18 protein-coding genes and 1 riboswitch are annotated in these 13,817 nt (G+C 68.4%); of the genes, 12 read left to right on the plus strand and 6 right to left on the minus strand.

All coding sequences use genetic code 11. The features are described 5' to 3' along the window. Positions 1-23 precede the first annotated feature (23 nt). Genes rpiA through hflC form a run of 4 tightly spaced genes read left to right on the plus strand, consistent with a single transcriptional unit; the run spans position 24 to position 4,543 of the window. Positions 24-749, plus strand: coding sequence for a ribose-5-phosphate isomerase RpiA (rpiA, locus tag AQY21_RS14770; RefSeq protein ID WP_058098385.1), 726 nt, complete (start codon positions 24-26; stop codon positions 747-749). Continuing rightward, positions 746-2,146 carry a glutathione-disulfide reductase gene (gene gorA, locus AQY21_RS14775; protein WP_058098386.1) on the plus strand — a complete coding sequence of 467 codons (1,401 nt, stop codon included), beginning with the start codon at positions 746-748 and terminating at the stop codon, positions 2,144-2,146. The genes rpiA and gorA overlap by 4 nt, the downstream gene beginning before the upstream one ends. Before the next feature lie 58 nt (positions 2,147-2,204). Beyond that, positions 2,205-3,437: an FtsH protease activity modulator HflK gene (gene hflK, locus AQY21_RS14780; RefSeq protein ID WP_058098387.1), complete on the plus strand. Its 1,233-nt coding sequence runs from the start codon at positions 2,205-2,207 to the stop codon at positions 3,435-3,437. Beyond that, entirely contained in the window at positions 3,437-4,543 is a 1,107-nt protein-coding gene (hflC, locus tag AQY21_RS14785; protein ID WP_058098388.1) for a protease modulator HflC, read from the plus strand. The genes hflK and hflC overlap by 1 nt, the downstream gene beginning before the upstream one ends. A 105-nt stretch (positions 4,544-4,648) precedes the next feature. Here hflC and AQY21_RS14790 read toward each other — a convergent pair whose 3' ends face one another. Further along, positions 4,649-5,839, minus strand: a complete 1,191-nt coding sequence (locus AQY21_RS14790; protein ID WP_152988239.1) for an AI-2E family transporter — start codon at positions 5,837-5,839, stop codon at positions 4,649-4,651. 166 nt (positions 5,840-6,005) lie between these two features. Beyond that, positions 6,006-6,137, plus strand: a riboswitch (TPP riboswitch). 65 nt (positions 6,138-6,202) lie between these two features. On the opposite strand from AQY21_RS14790, the gene AQY21_RS14795 reads away from it, so the two are divergent. Continuing rightward, entirely contained in the window at positions 6,203-6,844 is a 642-nt protein-coding gene (locus AQY21_RS14795; protein ID WP_058098389.1) for a TenA family protein, read from the plus strand. A 3-nt stretch (positions 6,845-6,847) separates the two neighbouring features. On the opposite strand, the gene AQY21_RS14800 is transcribed toward AQY21_RS14795, so the two are convergent. Together AQY21_RS14800 and AQY21_RS14805 are read right to left on the minus strand one after the other, a co-directional pair. Then, complete coding sequence (locus AQY21_RS14800; protein ID WP_058098390.1) at positions 6,848-7,321, minus strand: NUDIX hydrolase; 474 nt, start codon at positions 7,319-7,321, stop codon at positions 6,848-6,850. A 77-nt stretch (positions 7,322-7,398) separates the two neighbouring features. Beyond that, positions 7,399-7,722 carry a TIGR02300 family protein gene (locus AQY21_RS14805; protein WP_058098391.1) on the minus strand — a complete coding sequence of 108 codons (324 nt, stop codon included), beginning with the start codon at positions 7,720-7,722 and terminating at the stop codon, positions 7,399-7,401. 148 nt (positions 7,723-7,870) lie between these two features. Between AQY21_RS14805 and AQY21_RS14810 the strand changes: the two genes are divergently transcribed. The 3 genes from AQY21_RS14810 to AQY21_RS29175 all read left to right on the plus strand — a co-directional run bounded on the left by AQY21_RS14810 (position 7,871) and on the right by AQY21_RS29175 (position 10,200). Continuing rightward, the gene (locus AQY21_RS14810; protein ID WP_058098392.1) at positions 7,871-8,554 is read left to right on the plus strand and encodes a M48 family metallopeptidase; all 684 of its coding nucleotides are present in this window, start codon (positions 7,871-7,873) and stop codon (positions 8,552-8,554) included. Between the two features lie 45 nt (positions 8,555-8,599). Next, a complete protein-coding gene (locus AQY21_RS14815) occupies positions 8,600-9,244 on the plus strand; it encodes a GntR family transcriptional regulator (RefSeq protein WP_058098393.1) in 645 nt (214 codons plus the stop codon). A 671-nt stretch (positions 9,245-9,915) separates the two neighbouring features. Next, the gene (locus AQY21_RS29175; RefSeq protein WP_152988241.1) at positions 9,916-10,200 is read left to right on the plus strand and encodes a hypothetical protein; all 285 of its coding nucleotides are present in this window, start codon (positions 9,916-9,918) and stop codon (positions 10,198-10,200) included. A 433-nt stretch (positions 10,201-10,633) separates the two neighbouring features. Here the strand turns inward: AQY21_RS29175 and AQY21_RS29825 are convergent, their stop codons facing one another. Beyond that, a complete protein-coding gene (locus tag AQY21_RS29825) occupies positions 10,634-10,843 on the minus strand; it encodes an entericidin A/B family lipoprotein (protein ID WP_058098395.1) in 210 nt (69 codons plus the stop codon). Positions 10,844-11,122: 279 nt separating this feature from the next. Here AQY21_RS29825 and AQY21_RS14830 point away from each other — a divergent pair, with 279 nt between their 5' ends. After that, positions 11,123-11,419: a TraR/DksA family transcriptional regulator gene (locus tag AQY21_RS14830; RefSeq protein WP_369807782.1), complete on the plus strand. Its 297-nt coding sequence runs from the start codon at positions 11,123-11,125 to the stop codon at positions 11,417-11,419. A 10-nt stretch (positions 11,420-11,429) separates the two neighbouring features. Here the strand turns inward: AQY21_RS14830 and AQY21_RS14835 are convergent, their stop codons facing one another. Beyond that, positions 11,430-11,573, minus strand: a complete 144-nt coding sequence (locus AQY21_RS14835; protein ID WP_058098397.1) for an entericidin A/B family lipoprotein — start codon at positions 11,571-11,573, stop codon at positions 11,430-11,432. Between the two features lie 104 nt (positions 11,574-11,677). Between AQY21_RS14835 and AQY21_RS14840 the strand changes: the two genes are divergently transcribed. Beyond that, the gene (locus tag AQY21_RS14840) at positions 11,678-11,986 is read left to right on the plus strand and encodes a hypothetical protein (RefSeq protein WP_058098398.1); all 309 of its coding nucleotides are present in this window, start codon (positions 11,678-11,680) and stop codon (positions 11,984-11,986) included. A gap of 33 nt (positions 11,987-12,019) precedes the next feature. On the opposite strand, the gene AQY21_RS14845 is transcribed toward AQY21_RS14840, so the two are convergent. Continuing rightward, positions 12,020-12,787 carry an alpha/beta fold hydrolase gene (locus tag AQY21_RS14845; RefSeq protein ID WP_152988242.1) on the minus strand — a complete coding sequence of 256 codons (768 nt, stop codon included), beginning with the start codon at positions 12,785-12,787 and terminating at the stop codon, positions 12,020-12,022. A 94-nt stretch (positions 12,788-12,881) separates the two neighbouring features. Between AQY21_RS14845 and AQY21_RS14850 the strand changes: the two genes are divergently transcribed. Together AQY21_RS14850 and AQY21_RS28725 are read left to right on the plus strand one after the other, a co-directional pair. Beyond that, entirely contained in the window at positions 12,882-13,241 is a 360-nt protein-coding gene (locus AQY21_RS14850; protein WP_238986790.1) for a hypothetical protein, read from the plus strand. 144 nt (positions 13,242-13,385) lie between these two features. Beyond that, positions 13,386-13,637: a hypothetical protein gene (locus AQY21_RS28725; RefSeq protein ID WP_152988243.1), complete on the plus strand. Its 252-nt coding sequence runs from the start codon at positions 13,386-13,388 to the stop codon at positions 13,635-13,637. The last annotated feature ends 180 nt before the right edge of the window (positions 13,638-13,817 follow it).

Below are 13,817 nucleotides of genomic sequence, written 5' to 3' on the forward strand. Positions count from 1 at the left end.
CCATTCTGCCAAGGACCCCTGCCATGACCGACCCCGCCATCGCCGATCTTTCCAAGGATGCCGCCGCCCGCGCCGCCGTGGCGCTGGTCGAGCCGGGGATGCGGCTGGGTCTGGGCACCGGCTCGACCGCCGCGATCTTCGTGCGCCGCCTGGCGCAGCGGGTCAGGAAGGAAGGCTTCGCGCTGCGCTGCGCGGCGACCTCGAAGGCGACGGCCGAACTTGCGACCTCGCTGGGGCTGGGGATCGAGGAGCTGGACGAGATCGGCTGGCTGGACCTGACCATCGACGGCGCCGACGAGGTGGACCCGGACCTGAACCTGATCAAGGGCGGCGGTGCCGCGCATCTGCGCGAAAAGATCGTCGCCACCGCCTCGGACCGCATGGTGGTCATCGCCGACCAGGGCAAGGTCGTGGACCGGCTGGGCGCCTTTCACCTGCCGGTCGAGGTGATTCCCTTCGGCTGGCAGGCGACGTGCAAGCTGATCCAGCGGGCGCTGGACCGGCTGGAGCTGACCCAGCGCCCGATCCTGCTGCGCAAGCGCGGCGACGCGCCCCTGCACACCGACGAGGGCAACCTGGTGCTGGACCTGGCGCTGGAGGCGATCCCCGATGCCGAGGCGCTGGCGGCCGAGCTGTCTTCCATCGCCGGGGTGGTTGAACACGGGCTGTTCCTGAATATCTGCGAGCTGGCGATCATCGGCTGCCCGGACGGCTCGGTGGTGGAATTGCGGCGCGAGGACATGGCATGAAATTCGACTACGATCTTTTCGTCATCGGCGGCGGCTCGGGCGGGGTGCGCGCGGCGCGGATCGCGGCCAGCGAATACGGCGCCCGCGTCGGCCTGGCCGAGGAAAGCCGCATGGGCGGCACCTGCGTCATTCGCGGCTGCGTGCCCAAGAAGCTGATGATCTTCGCCTCGCAGGCCGGGGCCGCGGCCGCCGAATCGCGCGGCTATGGCTGGCAGGGCGCCGGCGAGGGCCGCTTCGACTGGGCCGAGTTCCACGGCAAGCTGGGGCGCGAGCTGGACCGGCTGGAAGGGGCCTATACCTCGGGCCTCGTGAATGCCGGGGTCGAGGTCCACATGCAGCGCGCCCGGCTGCACGACGCGCATACGGTCGAACTGGCCGACGGCCAGCGCCTGAGCGCCAAGCATATCCTGATCGCCGTCGGCGGCCGGCCGCAGCGCCCCGACATCCCGGGCAAGGAACTGGGGCTGATCTCGGACGACCTGTTCACGCTCGGGCAGCTGCCGGGCCGGGTGCTGGTGGTGGGCGGCGGCTTCATCGCCTGCGAATTCGCCACCATCCTGCAAGGGCTGGGCAGCGCGACGGTGCTGGCCTATCGCGGCGACGCGGTGCTGCGCGGCTTCGACGGCGAGATGCGCCGCCACGTCACCGAGCAGCTGCGCGCCATCGGCGTCGATGTCCGGCTGGGCACCAATCCGGCGCGGCTGGACCGGGAAGGGGCGGGCGTCCGCGTGAGCTTCGAGGACGACAGCAGCGAGATCTTCGACGCGGTGATGTTCGCCACCGGCCGCGCGCCCTATACCAAGGGGTTGGGGCTGGAGGAGGCCGGCGTCCGGCTGGGCCGCAAGGGCGAGATCGCGGTGGACGAATGGTCACAAAGCTCGGTGCCGTCGATCTTTGCCGTGGGCGACGTGACCGACCGGGTGAACCTGACCCCGGTGGCGATCCGCGAGGGGCACAGCTTCGCCGACACGGTCTTCGGGGCGCGGCCGCGCAAGGTCGACCACCGGCTGGTGGCCAGCGCCGTCTATACCCGCCCGCATGAGCTGGCGACCATCGGCCTGACCGAGGAAGAGGCCGAGGCCTGGGGTCCCGCCGACATCTTTGTCGCCAGCTTCCGGCCGATGCGCTCGCTTTTCGCCGGCTCGGACGCGCGGGCGGTGATGAAGCTGGTGGTGGATGCGGAAACCGACAAGGTGCTGGGCTGCCACATTTTCGGCCCCGAGGCGGGCGAGATGATCCAGATGGTCGCCGTGCCGATGGGCATGGGCGCGACCAAGGCGGATTTCGACGCCGCCATCGCCGTGCATCCGACGCTGGCCGAGGAGCTTGTGACCATGCGCAAGCCGGCGCGCCGCGTGGGTGCGGCAAATATGGACAAACCCGCCGCATCGGCTTGATTTTCCGGCCGAAGGCACCAGTTTCAACCAGACAGATAGCAAGCGAGGCACGAGAGGTATGGCAGGACAAGGCCCCTGGGGCGGCGGCGGAGACGATGACAAGGGCGGCCGGGAGCCGCCGCAGGGCGGCGGCCAGCGCCCCTGGGGCAGCCCGGGCGGCGGCAAGGACGACCGGCCGCAGGGTCCGCGCCGCGGCGACCAGATCCCCGAGATCGAGGAATTGGTGCGCAAGGGCCAGGACCGGCTGCGGGTGTTGATGGGCGGCAAGGGGCCGGGCGGCGGCAATCGCGGCGGCGGGCCGCGCCGGCCGCAGGGGCCGCAATTCCAGATGAGCCGCGGCACCTGGGGTCTGACGGCGCTGGCCGTGGTGGCGGTCTGGGCCTTCAGCTCGTTCTATACCGTCAAGCCCGAGGAACGTGCGGTCGAGCTGCTGTTCGGCAGGCCGGTCGGCACCGGCGAGCCGGGCCTGAACTTCGCGCCCTGGCCCGCCGTTACCGCCGAGGTGGTGCAGGTCTCGGGCGAGCGGACCACGGAAATCGGCACCGGCCGTGCCGGGCCGATGGATTCCGGGCTGATGCTGACCCGCGACCAGAACATCGTGGACATGGCCTATCAGGTGGTCTGGAACATCTCTGACCCCGAGAAATTCCTGTTCAACCTCGCCGATCCGGACGACACCATCCGCGCCGTGGCGGAATCGGCGATGCGCGACATCGTGGCGCGTTCCGAGCTGGCGCCGATCCTGAACCGCGACCGTGGCGCCATCGCCGACGACCTGAAGCTGGCGGTGCAGAACACGCTCAACGCCTATGAGGCGGGGATCAACGTGCTGCGCGTCAACCTCGACCGTGCCGACCCGCCGCGCGAGGTGATCGACAGCTTCCGCGAGGTGCAGGCCGCCCAGCAGGAGCGCGACCGGCTGGAGAAAGAGGCCGACGCCTATGCCAACCGCGTGCTGGCCAGCGCCCGAGGCGAGGCCGCCGCCGTGATCGAACGGGCCGAGGCCTATCGCGCCGAGGCGGTGAACAACGCCGAGGGCGAGGCCGCGCGCTTCAACTCGGTCTATGACGAATATGTCAAGGCGCCGGAGGTCACGCGCCGCCGGATGTATCTGGAAACCATGGAGAAGGTTCTGGGCGGGGTGAACAAGGTGATCCTGGATGGCGAGGCCGGGCAGGGCGTGGTGCCCTATCTGCCGCTGGATCAGCTGCGCAGCGGCGCGACGGGAACCGGCAATACCAATACCGGCAGCAACACCGGCGGCGCCAACACCAGCGGGGGGAACCAGTGATGAACCGTGCAATCTCGCTTCTGGCTCTGCCCTTCCTGGTCGTGGTGGCGGTCCTGGTGGTCTCGGCGCTCTATATCGTCGACGTGCGTGAAAAGGCGCTCGTCCTGCGCTTCGGCGAGGTGGTCGAGGTGCGCGAGGAACCGGGCCTTGGCATCAAGGTGCCCTTCCTCGACAATGTGGTGAAATACGATGCCCGCATCCTGGGCCTGCCGACCCCGCCGATGGAGGTCACGCCGCTGGACGACCGCCGGCTGGTGGTCGACGCCTTTGCGCGCTGGCAGATCACCGACGTGGTGCAGTTCCGCCGCGCGGTGGGCGCCGGCGGCATCGAATTCGCGCAGCGCCGGCTGGAGCCGATCGTGACCAATGCGATCCGCCAGGTGCTGGGCTCGGTGCCCTCGACCACGGTGCTGTCGGACGACCGGACGCCGCTGATGAACCGCATCCGCGACCTGTCGCGCGACGATGCCCGCGACCTGGGCATTCGCGTCATCGACGTGCGCCTGACCCGCACCGACCTGCCCGAGCAGAACCTGACCGCGACCTATGCGCGGATGCGGGCCGAGCGCGAGCGCGAAGCCGCCGACGAGATCGCCCGCGGTGGCGAGGCCGCGCAGCGTGTCCGCGCCGCCGCCGACCGCACCGTGGTCGAGCTGACCTCCGAGGCGAGGAAGCGCGCCGAGGTGGTGCGCGGTGAAGCCGACGCCCGCCGCAACGCCATCTATGCCGATGCCTTCGGCCGCGATCCCGAGTTCTTCGCCTTCACCCGCTCGATGACCTCCTATGAGCGGGCGCTGCGGGGCGAGAACAGCTCGCTGGTGATCCAGCCGCAGGGTGAGTTCTTCGACTATCTGCGCGATGCTGGTTCGGACCGCGCCAATCCGGTGCCGGCTCCGGCCCCCGCCGCTGAGCCCGATGCCGAGGCGGAGGCCGGGGCCCAGGGCGCGATCCAACCCGGCGAGGCCGTCGCCCCGACCGAGACCAATCGCGAGGGTGAGCCTCTGGGCGCCGGTGCCGGGGTGACGCTGACGCCGCTGCCGGAATCCCTGGCCGCGCCGCCGCAGGAAGAACCCGTGGTGCCTCCGGCGCCGCTTCCGGCGGACTGATCCGGACGCGGCCCGGGACGGGAACCCCAGTGCAACAGGAAAGGCGGGGCGCATGCATGCGTCCCGCCTTTTTCATGGTCCGACCTGTTCGGCTTGCGGGGCCGGTCACTCCAGCCCGATCAGCTTGCTGTCCTGCCTTTGCTCCTCCAGGGAAAGCTCGCGTTGCCATTCCCGCCAGATCGAGACCAGCAGCGCCATTAGCACCGGGCCAACGAACAGCCCGACAATGCCCATGGTCTTGACCCCGCCGATCAGGCCGAAAAAGGTCGGCAGGAACGGTAGCTTGACCGGCCCGCCGACCAGCACCGGGCGGATGGTCTTGTCCACCACGAACAGCTCGCAGGTGCCCCAGACGAACAGCGCCGCCCCCTCGACGGGCGAGCCGCTGGCCACCAGATAGGCCGAGACCAGGGTAAAGGACAGCGGCGCCCCGCCCGGGATCAGCGCCATGAAGCCGGTGATGACGCCGAAGGTCACCGGCGAGGGCACGCCCGCCAGCCAATAGGCGACGCCCAGGATCACCCCCTCGCCGATGGCGATCAGCGTCATGCCGGTCACGGTCGAGCTGATGGTGGCGGGCACGACGCGGGACAGCCGGCTCCAGCGGTCGGGCAGGATGCGGCGGCCGACCTGGTCGATCTGCGCCACGATCTTGTCGCCGTCGCGATACAGCACGAACAGCGTGATGAGCATGAACAGCAGCGTCAGCGCCAGGTGAAAGGCCAGCGTCCCAGCCGTCACCGCGCCGCGATAGATCGCGCCGATATTCGAGCCGCTGACCAGTTGCACGATCTCGCTGATGCTGCCGGGGCGGCCGATATAGGTCTGCCATTTCTCGTCCAGCCAGTCGCCGATCTGCGGCAGCTCGACCATCCAGCCCGGCGTGGGCGCACCCGAACTGTTGACCAGGATCGCCCAGTTGATCCAGTCGCGCAGCTCGCGGAAGGCATAGACCAGCGCCATGGCGATGGGGATCAGCAGAAAGCAGACCAGCACCAGCACCAGCACCGTCGCCGCGCCGGTGCGGCCCAGGTTCAGCTGATAGGCGGCGCGTTGGCGCAGCGGCCAGCTGGCCAGCGCGATCACCATGGCGGCCAGCACCGGCACCAGGAAACCGTGGAAGAAATAGATCGAGGCCGCCACGATGGCCAGCAGCAGCCAGCGCGCGGCCGAGATATTGGTCAGCAGGGGAGGCCGGTGCACGCGCAGCCCGACCTGTTTCGGGCTCTGCCGCGGCGCGGTGGGATCGTTCAGCTCTGTCGCGGTCGTGGGTTTCGGCATTTCGCCTGTCGTCATGGTCCCGATCCTGACTGCGGACATCTGTGCCCGCCCTGTCGCAACGAGATAACATCTCGCCCCCGGCTGCAAGACGGAATGCCGCGCCGCGCCCGGCGGTTCCCGGATTTCCCGGCTCACGATCTTGTGGGGGGCGCGTGACAGTCGCTGTCGCCCGCGCTAGTCTGGCGCCACCAAGGGGAGCCCCGGCAAGGGGCTGAGAAACCGCTGGCCTCGATCGACCAGGAGACGGGCGGCGCGGTGACCCTTCGAACCTGACCCGGATCATGCCGGCGGAGGAATGGGAACGATGCGCCTGTCTTTTGCCGGCCTCACCGCGAGGCCGCCCGCACCGCCGGTCTCGCCCCAAGCCATGAGGGCCTGATGACCGAAACCTTCTTCGAAACCCTGCGCCGGGAATGCGCCACGGACTGGTCCGCCGCCGTCGGCCACCGCTTCGTGCGCGAGCTTTGCGACGGCAGTATCGCGGATGCCGCCATGGCGCGCTATCTGATCCAGGATCACCGTTTCCTCGACGCCTTCCTGACGCTGCTGGGCGGCGCCATCGCCTCGGCCGACCGCTTCGAATCGCGGCTGCGATTCGGGCGTTTTGCCGGCATGGTCTCGGGCGAGGAGAATGACTATTTTCTGCGCGCCTTCGCCGCGCTCGGTGTGAGCGAGGCGGATCGCGCCGCCATTCCCGACAGCGCCCCGACGAAAGGTTTCCAGGCGCTGATGCGCGAGGCGGCGGCGACGCGCGCCTATCCCGCCGTGCTGGCGGTGCTGAACGTGGCCGAGGGGCTCTATCTCGACTGGGCCATGCGCGCGCCCCAGCCGCTGCCGGCGAATTTCGTCCATGCCGAATGGATCACGCTGCACGACAATCCCTTCTTCCGCGACTTCGTCGGCTTCCTGCGGGACGAACTCGACCGGGTCGGACCGGAGGCGGCGGATCAGGCGCGGGACTTCTTCCGCCGCGCCGCCAGGCTGGAGCGGGAATTTTTTGATGAGGTTTACATCGCTTAGCGATCAATCCTTGATTATTTCTACATCGGGCGGGCTATCGGGCGGCCCGTTTTCGCGATAGTCCAGTATGATGCGCAAAAGCCCGGCCGGGGCCAGCCGCTCGGATGTGTGGCGCATCTCGGCCAGGCTCCACCAACGAAACTCGCGGATGGTGGCGGCCTCGGGGGCGTTCCGGATCGCCGGCTCGAAGGCCGAGGTCTCGATCAGGAAATAATCCTCGGACTGCCGCCAGCGGCGCTGCTGGAACGTCATCGCCACCCGGCGCCGCCAGACCAGCGGGCCAAGGGCGGGCAGGGCGAAGCCCAGCTCCTCGTCCAGTTCGCGGCGCAGGGCCTGCTCCGGCGTCTCGCCGGGCTCGCTGCCGCCGCCAGGGGTGATCCACCAGTCGCCGCCGCCGTAATCGACCCGCATCAGCAGCACCCGGTCGTCCGGGGTCAGCAGGATGGCGCGCACGGCCTGTCTGTCGATGATCCGCATGGTCCCCCTGTGTCATGAAAAAGGCCCCGGCCGCGCTGGTCGCGCTCCGGGGCCCCGAAGGAGGTCAGGACGCGGGCTTATTCGTCGTCACTGTCCGGTACGTCGGCGATGTCGTCCAGCGACATGTCGCCGTCGTCATCGTCGTCATCCAGCAGATCGTCGTCCAGATCGCCGGTATCGGCGTCGTCGTCCAGATCCTCGTCATCGACCAGATCGGTCTGATCCGTGTCACGCGAGGCGGTCTTTTCCGAGATCAGCGAGCGCGAGCGGCCGTTGGTCAGGCTTTCCACGGTGAACTCTGCGCCGCAGGCGGGACAGGTCATCGGGTCGTTCATCAGGTCGTAGAAGCGCGTCGCGCAATGGGGGCAAAGGCGTTTCGTGCCCCATTCCTCTTTGGGCATGGTGTTCTCTTTCTGCCGCGTTCAGCTAAATCCGCTGTCCCCTGCCACAGCCCGGGCAGGCTGTCAAAGCCTTTTCCCCCTTGCAGGCCGGTGGCGGTGCGGGGGAAACATGGGCGGAGGATCGGCGCTTCGCAAGATGCGGGAACGGATGGACAGGATTCTGGTCGGAGGCGACATTCCGGTAACGCTGCGGCGCTCGGCGCGGGCGCGGCGCATGACCCTGCGCGTGGCGCGTGCGGGGGGCGAGGTGGTGCTGACCCTGCCCAGCCGCACCAGCCTGTCGGACGGCCGTGCCTTTGCCGAGTCGCGGGTCGAATGGCTGCGGCAGACCCGGGCCGGCATGCCGCCGCTGCGCCCGGTCGAATATGGCGCCCTGCTGCCGGTCGAGGGGCAGGAACGGCGGATCGCGCCCCATGACGGCCGGCGGGTGGAGCTGGCGGACGCGCTTTTGTTGGTGCCGCAGGGCCGCCCGGCCGGCCTGCTGGTCGAGCTTTGGCTGAAGCACCTGGCCCAGGCGCGGCTGATCCTTGCCTGCGACCGCCATGCCGCGGCGCTGGGACGCGGCTTCCGCGCGCTTGCGCTGCGCGACACGCGCTCGCGCTGGGGCAGTTGCACCCATGACGGGCGGCTGATGTTTTCCTGGCGACTGGCGATGGCGCCGCCCGAGGTGCTGGACTATGTCGCCGCGCATGAGGTGGCGCATCTGCTGCACATGGACCATTCGCCTGCCTTCTGGACCGCGACCGGCCGGCTGATGCCCGATTATGCGCGCCATCGCGACTGGCTGCGCCGGCACGGGCATGAGCTGCTGGCCTGGCGGTTTCGTTCGTGACCGGGGCGGCTTGACGGCGTCCGGATTTGTGATCACAGATGGCGCATGACTGTTTCGCGTTCCTCGGAAAGCTCGGCGCATGAGCGGCTTTATCGCAACCTGCGCCAGCGCATCATGCTGGGCGAATTGCCGCCCGGCCTGGCCCTGACCCTGCGCGGCATCGCCGCCGAGCATCGCGTCTCGATGACGCCCGCGCGCGAGGCGGTGCGGCGGCTGGTGGCCGAGGGTGCGCTGTCGCTGTCCTCCTCGGGGCGGATTGCCACGCCGGAACTGTCGGTCGAGCGGATCGAGGAGCTTGCGGCATTGCGCGGGCTGATCGAGCCGGAACTGGCCGCCCGCGCCCTGCCGCGCGCCCATCAGGCCCTGATCGAGCGCATGGCCGTCATCAACGCCGCCATCGGCGAGGCGGCCGAGCGGCATGATGCCGTGGGCTATATCCGCACCAACCTGGAGTTTCACCGCCTGCTTTACCTGCGCGCCCAGGCCCCGGCGATGCTGGCCATCGTCGAGACGGTCTGGTTGCAGCTCGGCCCGACCATGCGGGCGCTGTACGGCCGGATGAAGCGCAACGAACCGCCGCGCCATCACCGCATGATCTTGGCCTCGCTGCGGGCCGGGGACGAGCCGGGGCTGCGGCTCGCCGTGCGGGCGGATGTGACGCATGGGCTGCGCCATCTCGGGTCAGGCTAGGGCCGTCATCCCGCTGGGCGGATGAAGGCAGAGCCGGCCCCTCCGGACCTGAATGCACCACGACCGTTCTCGGTGGCGTCGGGCCGCCCGTTCGGCCGTCGCCCAATCGTGTCACGGCGCGGCCTTCCCATCGCAAAACAATGGCCAGAGTCGCCCGTGCTCAAGCTGATGCCGATGCCGGTCGAATCCCTTGGGCCGGCTTGTCGGCCTCGGTCATCGGCACAACACATCGTCCTTCGCACCGCTGGTTGCGGCAGGGCCTGGTCGAGCGGTTTGCCTGCAAGCCCAAGCCTTTCCGCCGCACCGCACCACGTTCCGAGAAAGACGCAACCGATCTCCCTGACGCGGTTACTCTGGCCTCATCTTCGCTTCCGGTCAGAATATTCCGGTCAGGTAGAGCAGGATAATCACGAAGATCGGGACGCCCAGAAGCCAGGCGATGATGCCTTTCATTGTCGTTTTCTCCCTTGTTGGTCGAAAGCGGAACGCGGCCTGGCAGCGATGGTTCCCGCAGCACGCGGCGGGCGCGGATCGTTCATGCGACCCTCCCACGGCGCCGGGCTTGGCCCCGGGGCTTGCCGAAAACTCTTGTGCGTCGGGAATAATCGTCGCCCTCTTGCGTAACTCCTCTGCAACCGTCTGGCGTTGCTTTGGATCAAGGAATGAAGCGCATGGCACCTTTTCGCATGTTTCTGACGGCAGCCGCATTCGCGGCAGCAAGCCTCCCGGGCGCGGCGCTTGCGGATGACGACGACTTCCTCCGTTATCATCATCGTGACGGGGTCGAGAGGCTGCTGCGCGGCCTGGATGGCTGGGCCTATCGCGGCTGGCGCGACGATGATGACGACCGCCGGGCTGTCCGCTACCGCTTTGGGGACGACGATGATGACCGCTCCAGGCGTCGCCGTGGCCGCGATCGCGATGACGATGATGACGATGATGACGACGACGATTGACCGGCAGGAGGCCGGAAAATCGGCAAGCTGGCCGGCCCTTGATGCGGGCCGGCCTTACCTCGGTCGAGTCATCAGATTCCGGCAAATTCGGCGCGGTTCGTGCTGAAGGATGCGCGCTTCGGGCAGCCATGTTCTGGGGCCGACATTTGAAAATACTGGCGACCCTATCGCCTGCAGCGCGAGAGTCTCAGGCGGCGGAACCGCAAAGGACCCGTGCGCCGAGGACCCGCGCAGGCGCATCGCCGCGGATTTCCAGGCCGAGTTTCCGGCCCCGCTGAGGCCGGATGCCGCAACGCTGCGCCGGGCGCTTCACGGGATCGTCCGGGCCGGCAAGGGCAGGATCCGGGGAGCCAAGGCAGACCGGACGAACTGGGGCCGGGGAGCGGTGCGCCAAACCTGCCCTCCCCGGAAAGATCAGCTTCGCCTTATGGCTTCAATAGGGCGCCGGCGCTACTGCCGGGGGCGTATAGGGGTCAGTCGGCGCCGCATAGGGCGCCTGTCCCATTTGCACCTGACTGTTTGCGGCCTGTTCGCTGAGCAACTGCCCGGCAGTTTGCATGTCGCGCCCCGCGCCTTGCATCGTCTCGCAGCCCGCCACGGCCATCCCGGCCAGGCACAGGCCGATCATCACCATCCGACGCATGCTCTTACCTTTCTTTTTCTGCTCGATTGGCGACAAGCCTAAACCAGACGACAAGCCGCTCAAGCCGGACCAGAGCCGGCGGGCCGCTGATCGGCAAGGAATTTCCCGAGAGCCAGACCCGCACCGGCGGATCCCAGCCGATTCCGCACCGCAGGCCGCCTTCTGCGCGGCCGGAAATGCAGCGACAAATTGATGCAGGTCAATGCGCCGCCGCCCAGACCCGTCAGGATGATAGCAGTTCACAGGAGATGATCCATGGATCTGGATGCCCGCAAGTCGATGCTGACCGCGCGTCGCAAGGCCCTCCTTGCCGATCTTGCCCGCATTCAGGACGAGCTCGACGATCCCTTGCCCCAGGATTGGGACGATGCGGCCGTTGAACAAGAGGATGACGAGGTTCTTCAAGCGCTTGGCCATGTCCATCAGGCCGAATTGAACCGGATAGACGCCGCCCTTCGGCGCATCGACAGCGGCGAATACGGTTTTTGCACCGGCTGCGGGGACATCATTCTGCCGGCCCGGCTGGATCTGCTGCCCGATACGCCCTTTTGCGCGCATTGCGCGGCGCGCGGCTGACGGTCCGGACTTACATGCCGGCCTGGGCTTCCTGGCTTTCCCGGCTGATCACCTGTCCTGCGCTTTGCAGGTCGCGCCCGGCGCCCTGTACGGTCTGGCAGGCCGCCAGGGCCAACAGCGCAAGCAGGGGCGAAAGGTGAAAAATACGGCGCATATTCAATCTCCTGCAAGGGTTCTTCTTCGCAAGTCAACGCCTGCCTCCGGCCGCGGTTCCCGCCCGTTAGGAGTTTCTTAACCTGCGCTTGTTAGACAGGCGGCATGCCTGTGATTCTGCTTCTTGTCCTGCTCCTTTCCGCCTGCGCCTCGCCCGCGCCGCAGTTTTTCGGCGCGGTGCGGCACGACATCACGCTGGAAGGGATCCGCTTCGCTGTTTTTCACGACGGCAACCAGGCCGAGGTGATCCGCCTTGGCTATCTCAGCCGGCGCGCCCGAGCGCCGGTGCCCGAACTGATGGTGATCGCTGCCGAGCGGACGACCGGCTGCGCGGTGATTCCGAACAGCCTGAGCAGCCGCATTCCCGGCGATACCGGCGAGGCGCGGCTGTCGCTGCGCTGTCCCGGCGGCTGAGGCGGCGCGGTCCTTGCCGCCGGTGCGGCGGGCTCAGCCGAGAAACGCCGCCACCGCCTCGGCCACCTCGGTCGGGCGGTCGGCATGCAGCCAATGTCCGGCGCCGGGGATGAGGCGGATCTCGGCCTGGGGGAAATGCGCGCGGATCGCCTCGATCTGCGGCGCGCGGCAATAATCGGAGTTCTCGCCGGCAAGAAACAGGGCGGGGCCGGTGAAACTGCCCTTGGGCGCCTTTGGCCAGCCGACCAGTTGGGGCATCTGGTCGCGCAGGGCGGGCAGGTTGAACTTCCAGCGCGGCGGATCGGCCTTCAGGTCCAGCGATTGCAGCAGAAAGGCCCGCACGCCCGGATCGGCAACCTGCTCGGCCAGGCGCGCATCGGCCTCGGAGCGCAGGCGAAGCCCGGTCAGGTCCACCGCCTCCATCGCATCGATATGGTCGCTCTGGCTGTGACCATAGGCAAAGGGCGCGATGTCCAGGACGACAAGGCGGCGCACCAGTCCCGGCTGGGTCAGCGCCAGCATCATCGCGGCCTTGCCGCCCATCGAATGGCCCAGCACATCCGCCCGGCCGCCCTGTGCCGCAATCGCTTCGGCCAAGTCGCCGGCCAGCGCGGCATAGCTGTGATCGGGATCGTGGAAGCTGTCGCCATGGTTGCGCATATCGACCGAGATGACGCGCCGGCCCTCGCCCAGGCGCCGCGCTAGGCCGCCGAGATTGCGCCCCGATCCGAACAGCCCATGCGCCAGCAGCACCGGCAGCCGATCCGAATCCGTTCCTGTTACCGTTATATTCAGCATCATGCCTGCAACTTAGCGGCACTGGCGAAGCGACGCCAGAGGCGCTAGCTTTGACGAAAACGGGATGGGGGCAATGGGCATCGAAAGGATCCGGCCGATGGCCGACGAGGTGGCCTGCCTGATGGCGGCGCGGTTCGGCGGCTTGCGGCGCGGCCAGCAGGCCGATCTGGAAAACATGTTGCGCAAACGCGGCGGCGCCCTGCCGCGGCGTTTGCGGCGCGAGGCGCGCATCCTGGCCGAGGCCGACCGCAAGGCCGGCCAGCCGAAACTGGCGCGCCAAGTGGATTTCGACCGGCTCGAGCGGGCGCATAAGGTGCTGGTCGGCTATTTGCGGCCGCTGGGGCAGGGTGTGCGGCTGCGGGGTGGCGCGGCCAGCATCGCGGCGAGCGTGCTGTTCGGCCTGCTGCTCCTGGCCGCCGTGGCCATCTGGATCATGATACGGCGCGGGCTGATCTGAGACCGGCTCGGGCCGGCTGGCGGGGTGCCGGGGGAAAGCGGATCAGATGCAGCTCTCGTCCGGTTGCGGCCATCTGGCGGATCGGGCGATGCCCGGGCCAAACGGCATCTGCGGCGGCTGATCCCAGATGTTGACGGAGGAGCGATGCGGCCGATGCTCCGCGCGGTAGACCGGATTGAGCGTGTGCGCCTATCGTGGCCGGGCTTCTTGCGGCTTGATGCAGCGCCGCTGACGCGATGCGGTTTTGGCTGTTGTGCAGGCCAGATGGGCGCCGTTTCCGAATCGGAAATGTTGTCGGTGAATGGCGATCACCTGCCTTGCGCCGTGCCCGCCGGTCCTGGCGACATCGCCGGTGTCGCGGCAAGCCGGATGGGGGGAATGCGCCAAGCGATCTGAGGCGAGCCGGGGGAGGCTGGCAGGCCTTGACGGCGGCCTGAACCCCTCTCGCTGTGCAGGCTGTCCCCGGGCGCGCCGCAGAAACCATCCCGCGCCTGGGCGGTGAAGCGGAACATGCCAAGGGCCGCGGTGTCGCGGGGCCGGCGCCTATCCTTTGTCGGCGGTCGGCGGGCGGCCCCG

It is taken from the genome of Paracoccus sp. MKU1, assembly GCF_001447385.1.
GTDB lineage: Bacteria > Pseudomonadota > Alphaproteobacteria > Rhodobacterales > Rhodobacteraceae > Paracoccus.

Coding starts and splice junctions, on each gene's coding strand:
- rpiA (WP_058098385.1), top strand. CDS start 24: ATGACCGACCCCGCCATCGCCGATCTTTCCAAGGATGCCGCCGCCCGC.
- gorA (WP_058098386.1), top strand. CDS start 746: ATGAAATTCGACTACGATCTTTTCGTCATCGGCGGCGGCTCGGGCGGG.
- hflK (WP_058098387.1), top strand. CDS start 2,205: ATGGCAGGACAAGGCCCCTGGGGCGGCGGCGGAGACGATGACAAGGGC.
- hflC (WP_058098388.1), top strand. CDS start 3,437: ATGAACCGTGCAATCTCGCTTCTGGCTCTGCCCTTCCTGGTCGTGGTG.
- AQY21_RS14790 (WP_152988239.1), bottom strand. CDS start 5,839: ATGACGACAGGCGAAATGCCGAAACCCACGACCGCGACAGAGCTGAAC.
- AQY21_RS14795 (WP_058098389.1), top strand. CDS start 6,203: ATGACCGAAACCTTCTTCGAAACCCTGCGCCGGGAATGCGCCACGGAC.
- AQY21_RS14800 (WP_058098390.1), bottom strand. CDS start 7,321: ATGCGGATCATCGACAGACAGGCCGTGCGCGCCATCCTGCTGACCCCG.
- AQY21_RS14805 (WP_058098391.1), bottom strand. CDS start 7,722: ATGCCCAAAGAGGAATGGGGCACGAAACGCCTTTGCCCCCATTGCGCG.
- AQY21_RS14810 (WP_058098392.1), top strand. CDS start 7,871: ATGGACAGGATTCTGGTCGGAGGCGACATTCCGGTAACGCTGCGGCGC.
- AQY21_RS14815 (WP_058098393.1), top strand. CDS start 8,600: ATGACTGTTTCGCGTTCCTCGGAAAGCTCGGCGCATGAGCGGCTTTAT.
- AQY21_RS29175 (WP_152988241.1), top strand. CDS start 9,916: ATGGCACCTTTTCGCATGTTTCTGACGGCAGCCGCATTCGCGGCAGCA.
- AQY21_RS29825 (WP_058098395.1), bottom strand. CDS start 10,843: ATGCGTCGGATGGTGATGATCGGCCTGTGCCTGGCCGGGATGGCCGTG.
- AQY21_RS14830 (WP_369807782.1), top strand. CDS start 11,123: ATGCTGACCGCGCGTCGCAAGGCCCTCCTTGCCGATCTTGCCCGCATT.
- AQY21_RS14835 (WP_058098397.1), bottom strand. CDS start 11,573: ATGCGCCGTATTTTTCACCTTTCGCCCCTGCTTGCGCTGTTGGCCCTG.
- AQY21_RS14840 (WP_058098398.1), top strand. CDS start 11,678: ATGCCTGTGATTCTGCTTCTTGTCCTGCTCCTTTCCGCCTGCGCCTCG.
- AQY21_RS14845 (WP_152988242.1), bottom strand. CDS start 12,787: ATGATGCTGAATATAACGGTAACAGGAACGGATTCGGATCGGCTGCCG.
- AQY21_RS14850 (WP_238986790.1), top strand. CDS start 12,882: ATGGCCGACGAGGTGGCCTGCCTGATGGCGGCGCGGTTCGGCGGCTTG.
- AQY21_RS28725 (WP_152988243.1), top strand. CDS start 13,386: ATGCGGCCGATGCTCCGCGCGGTAGACCGGATTGAGCGTGTGCGCCTA.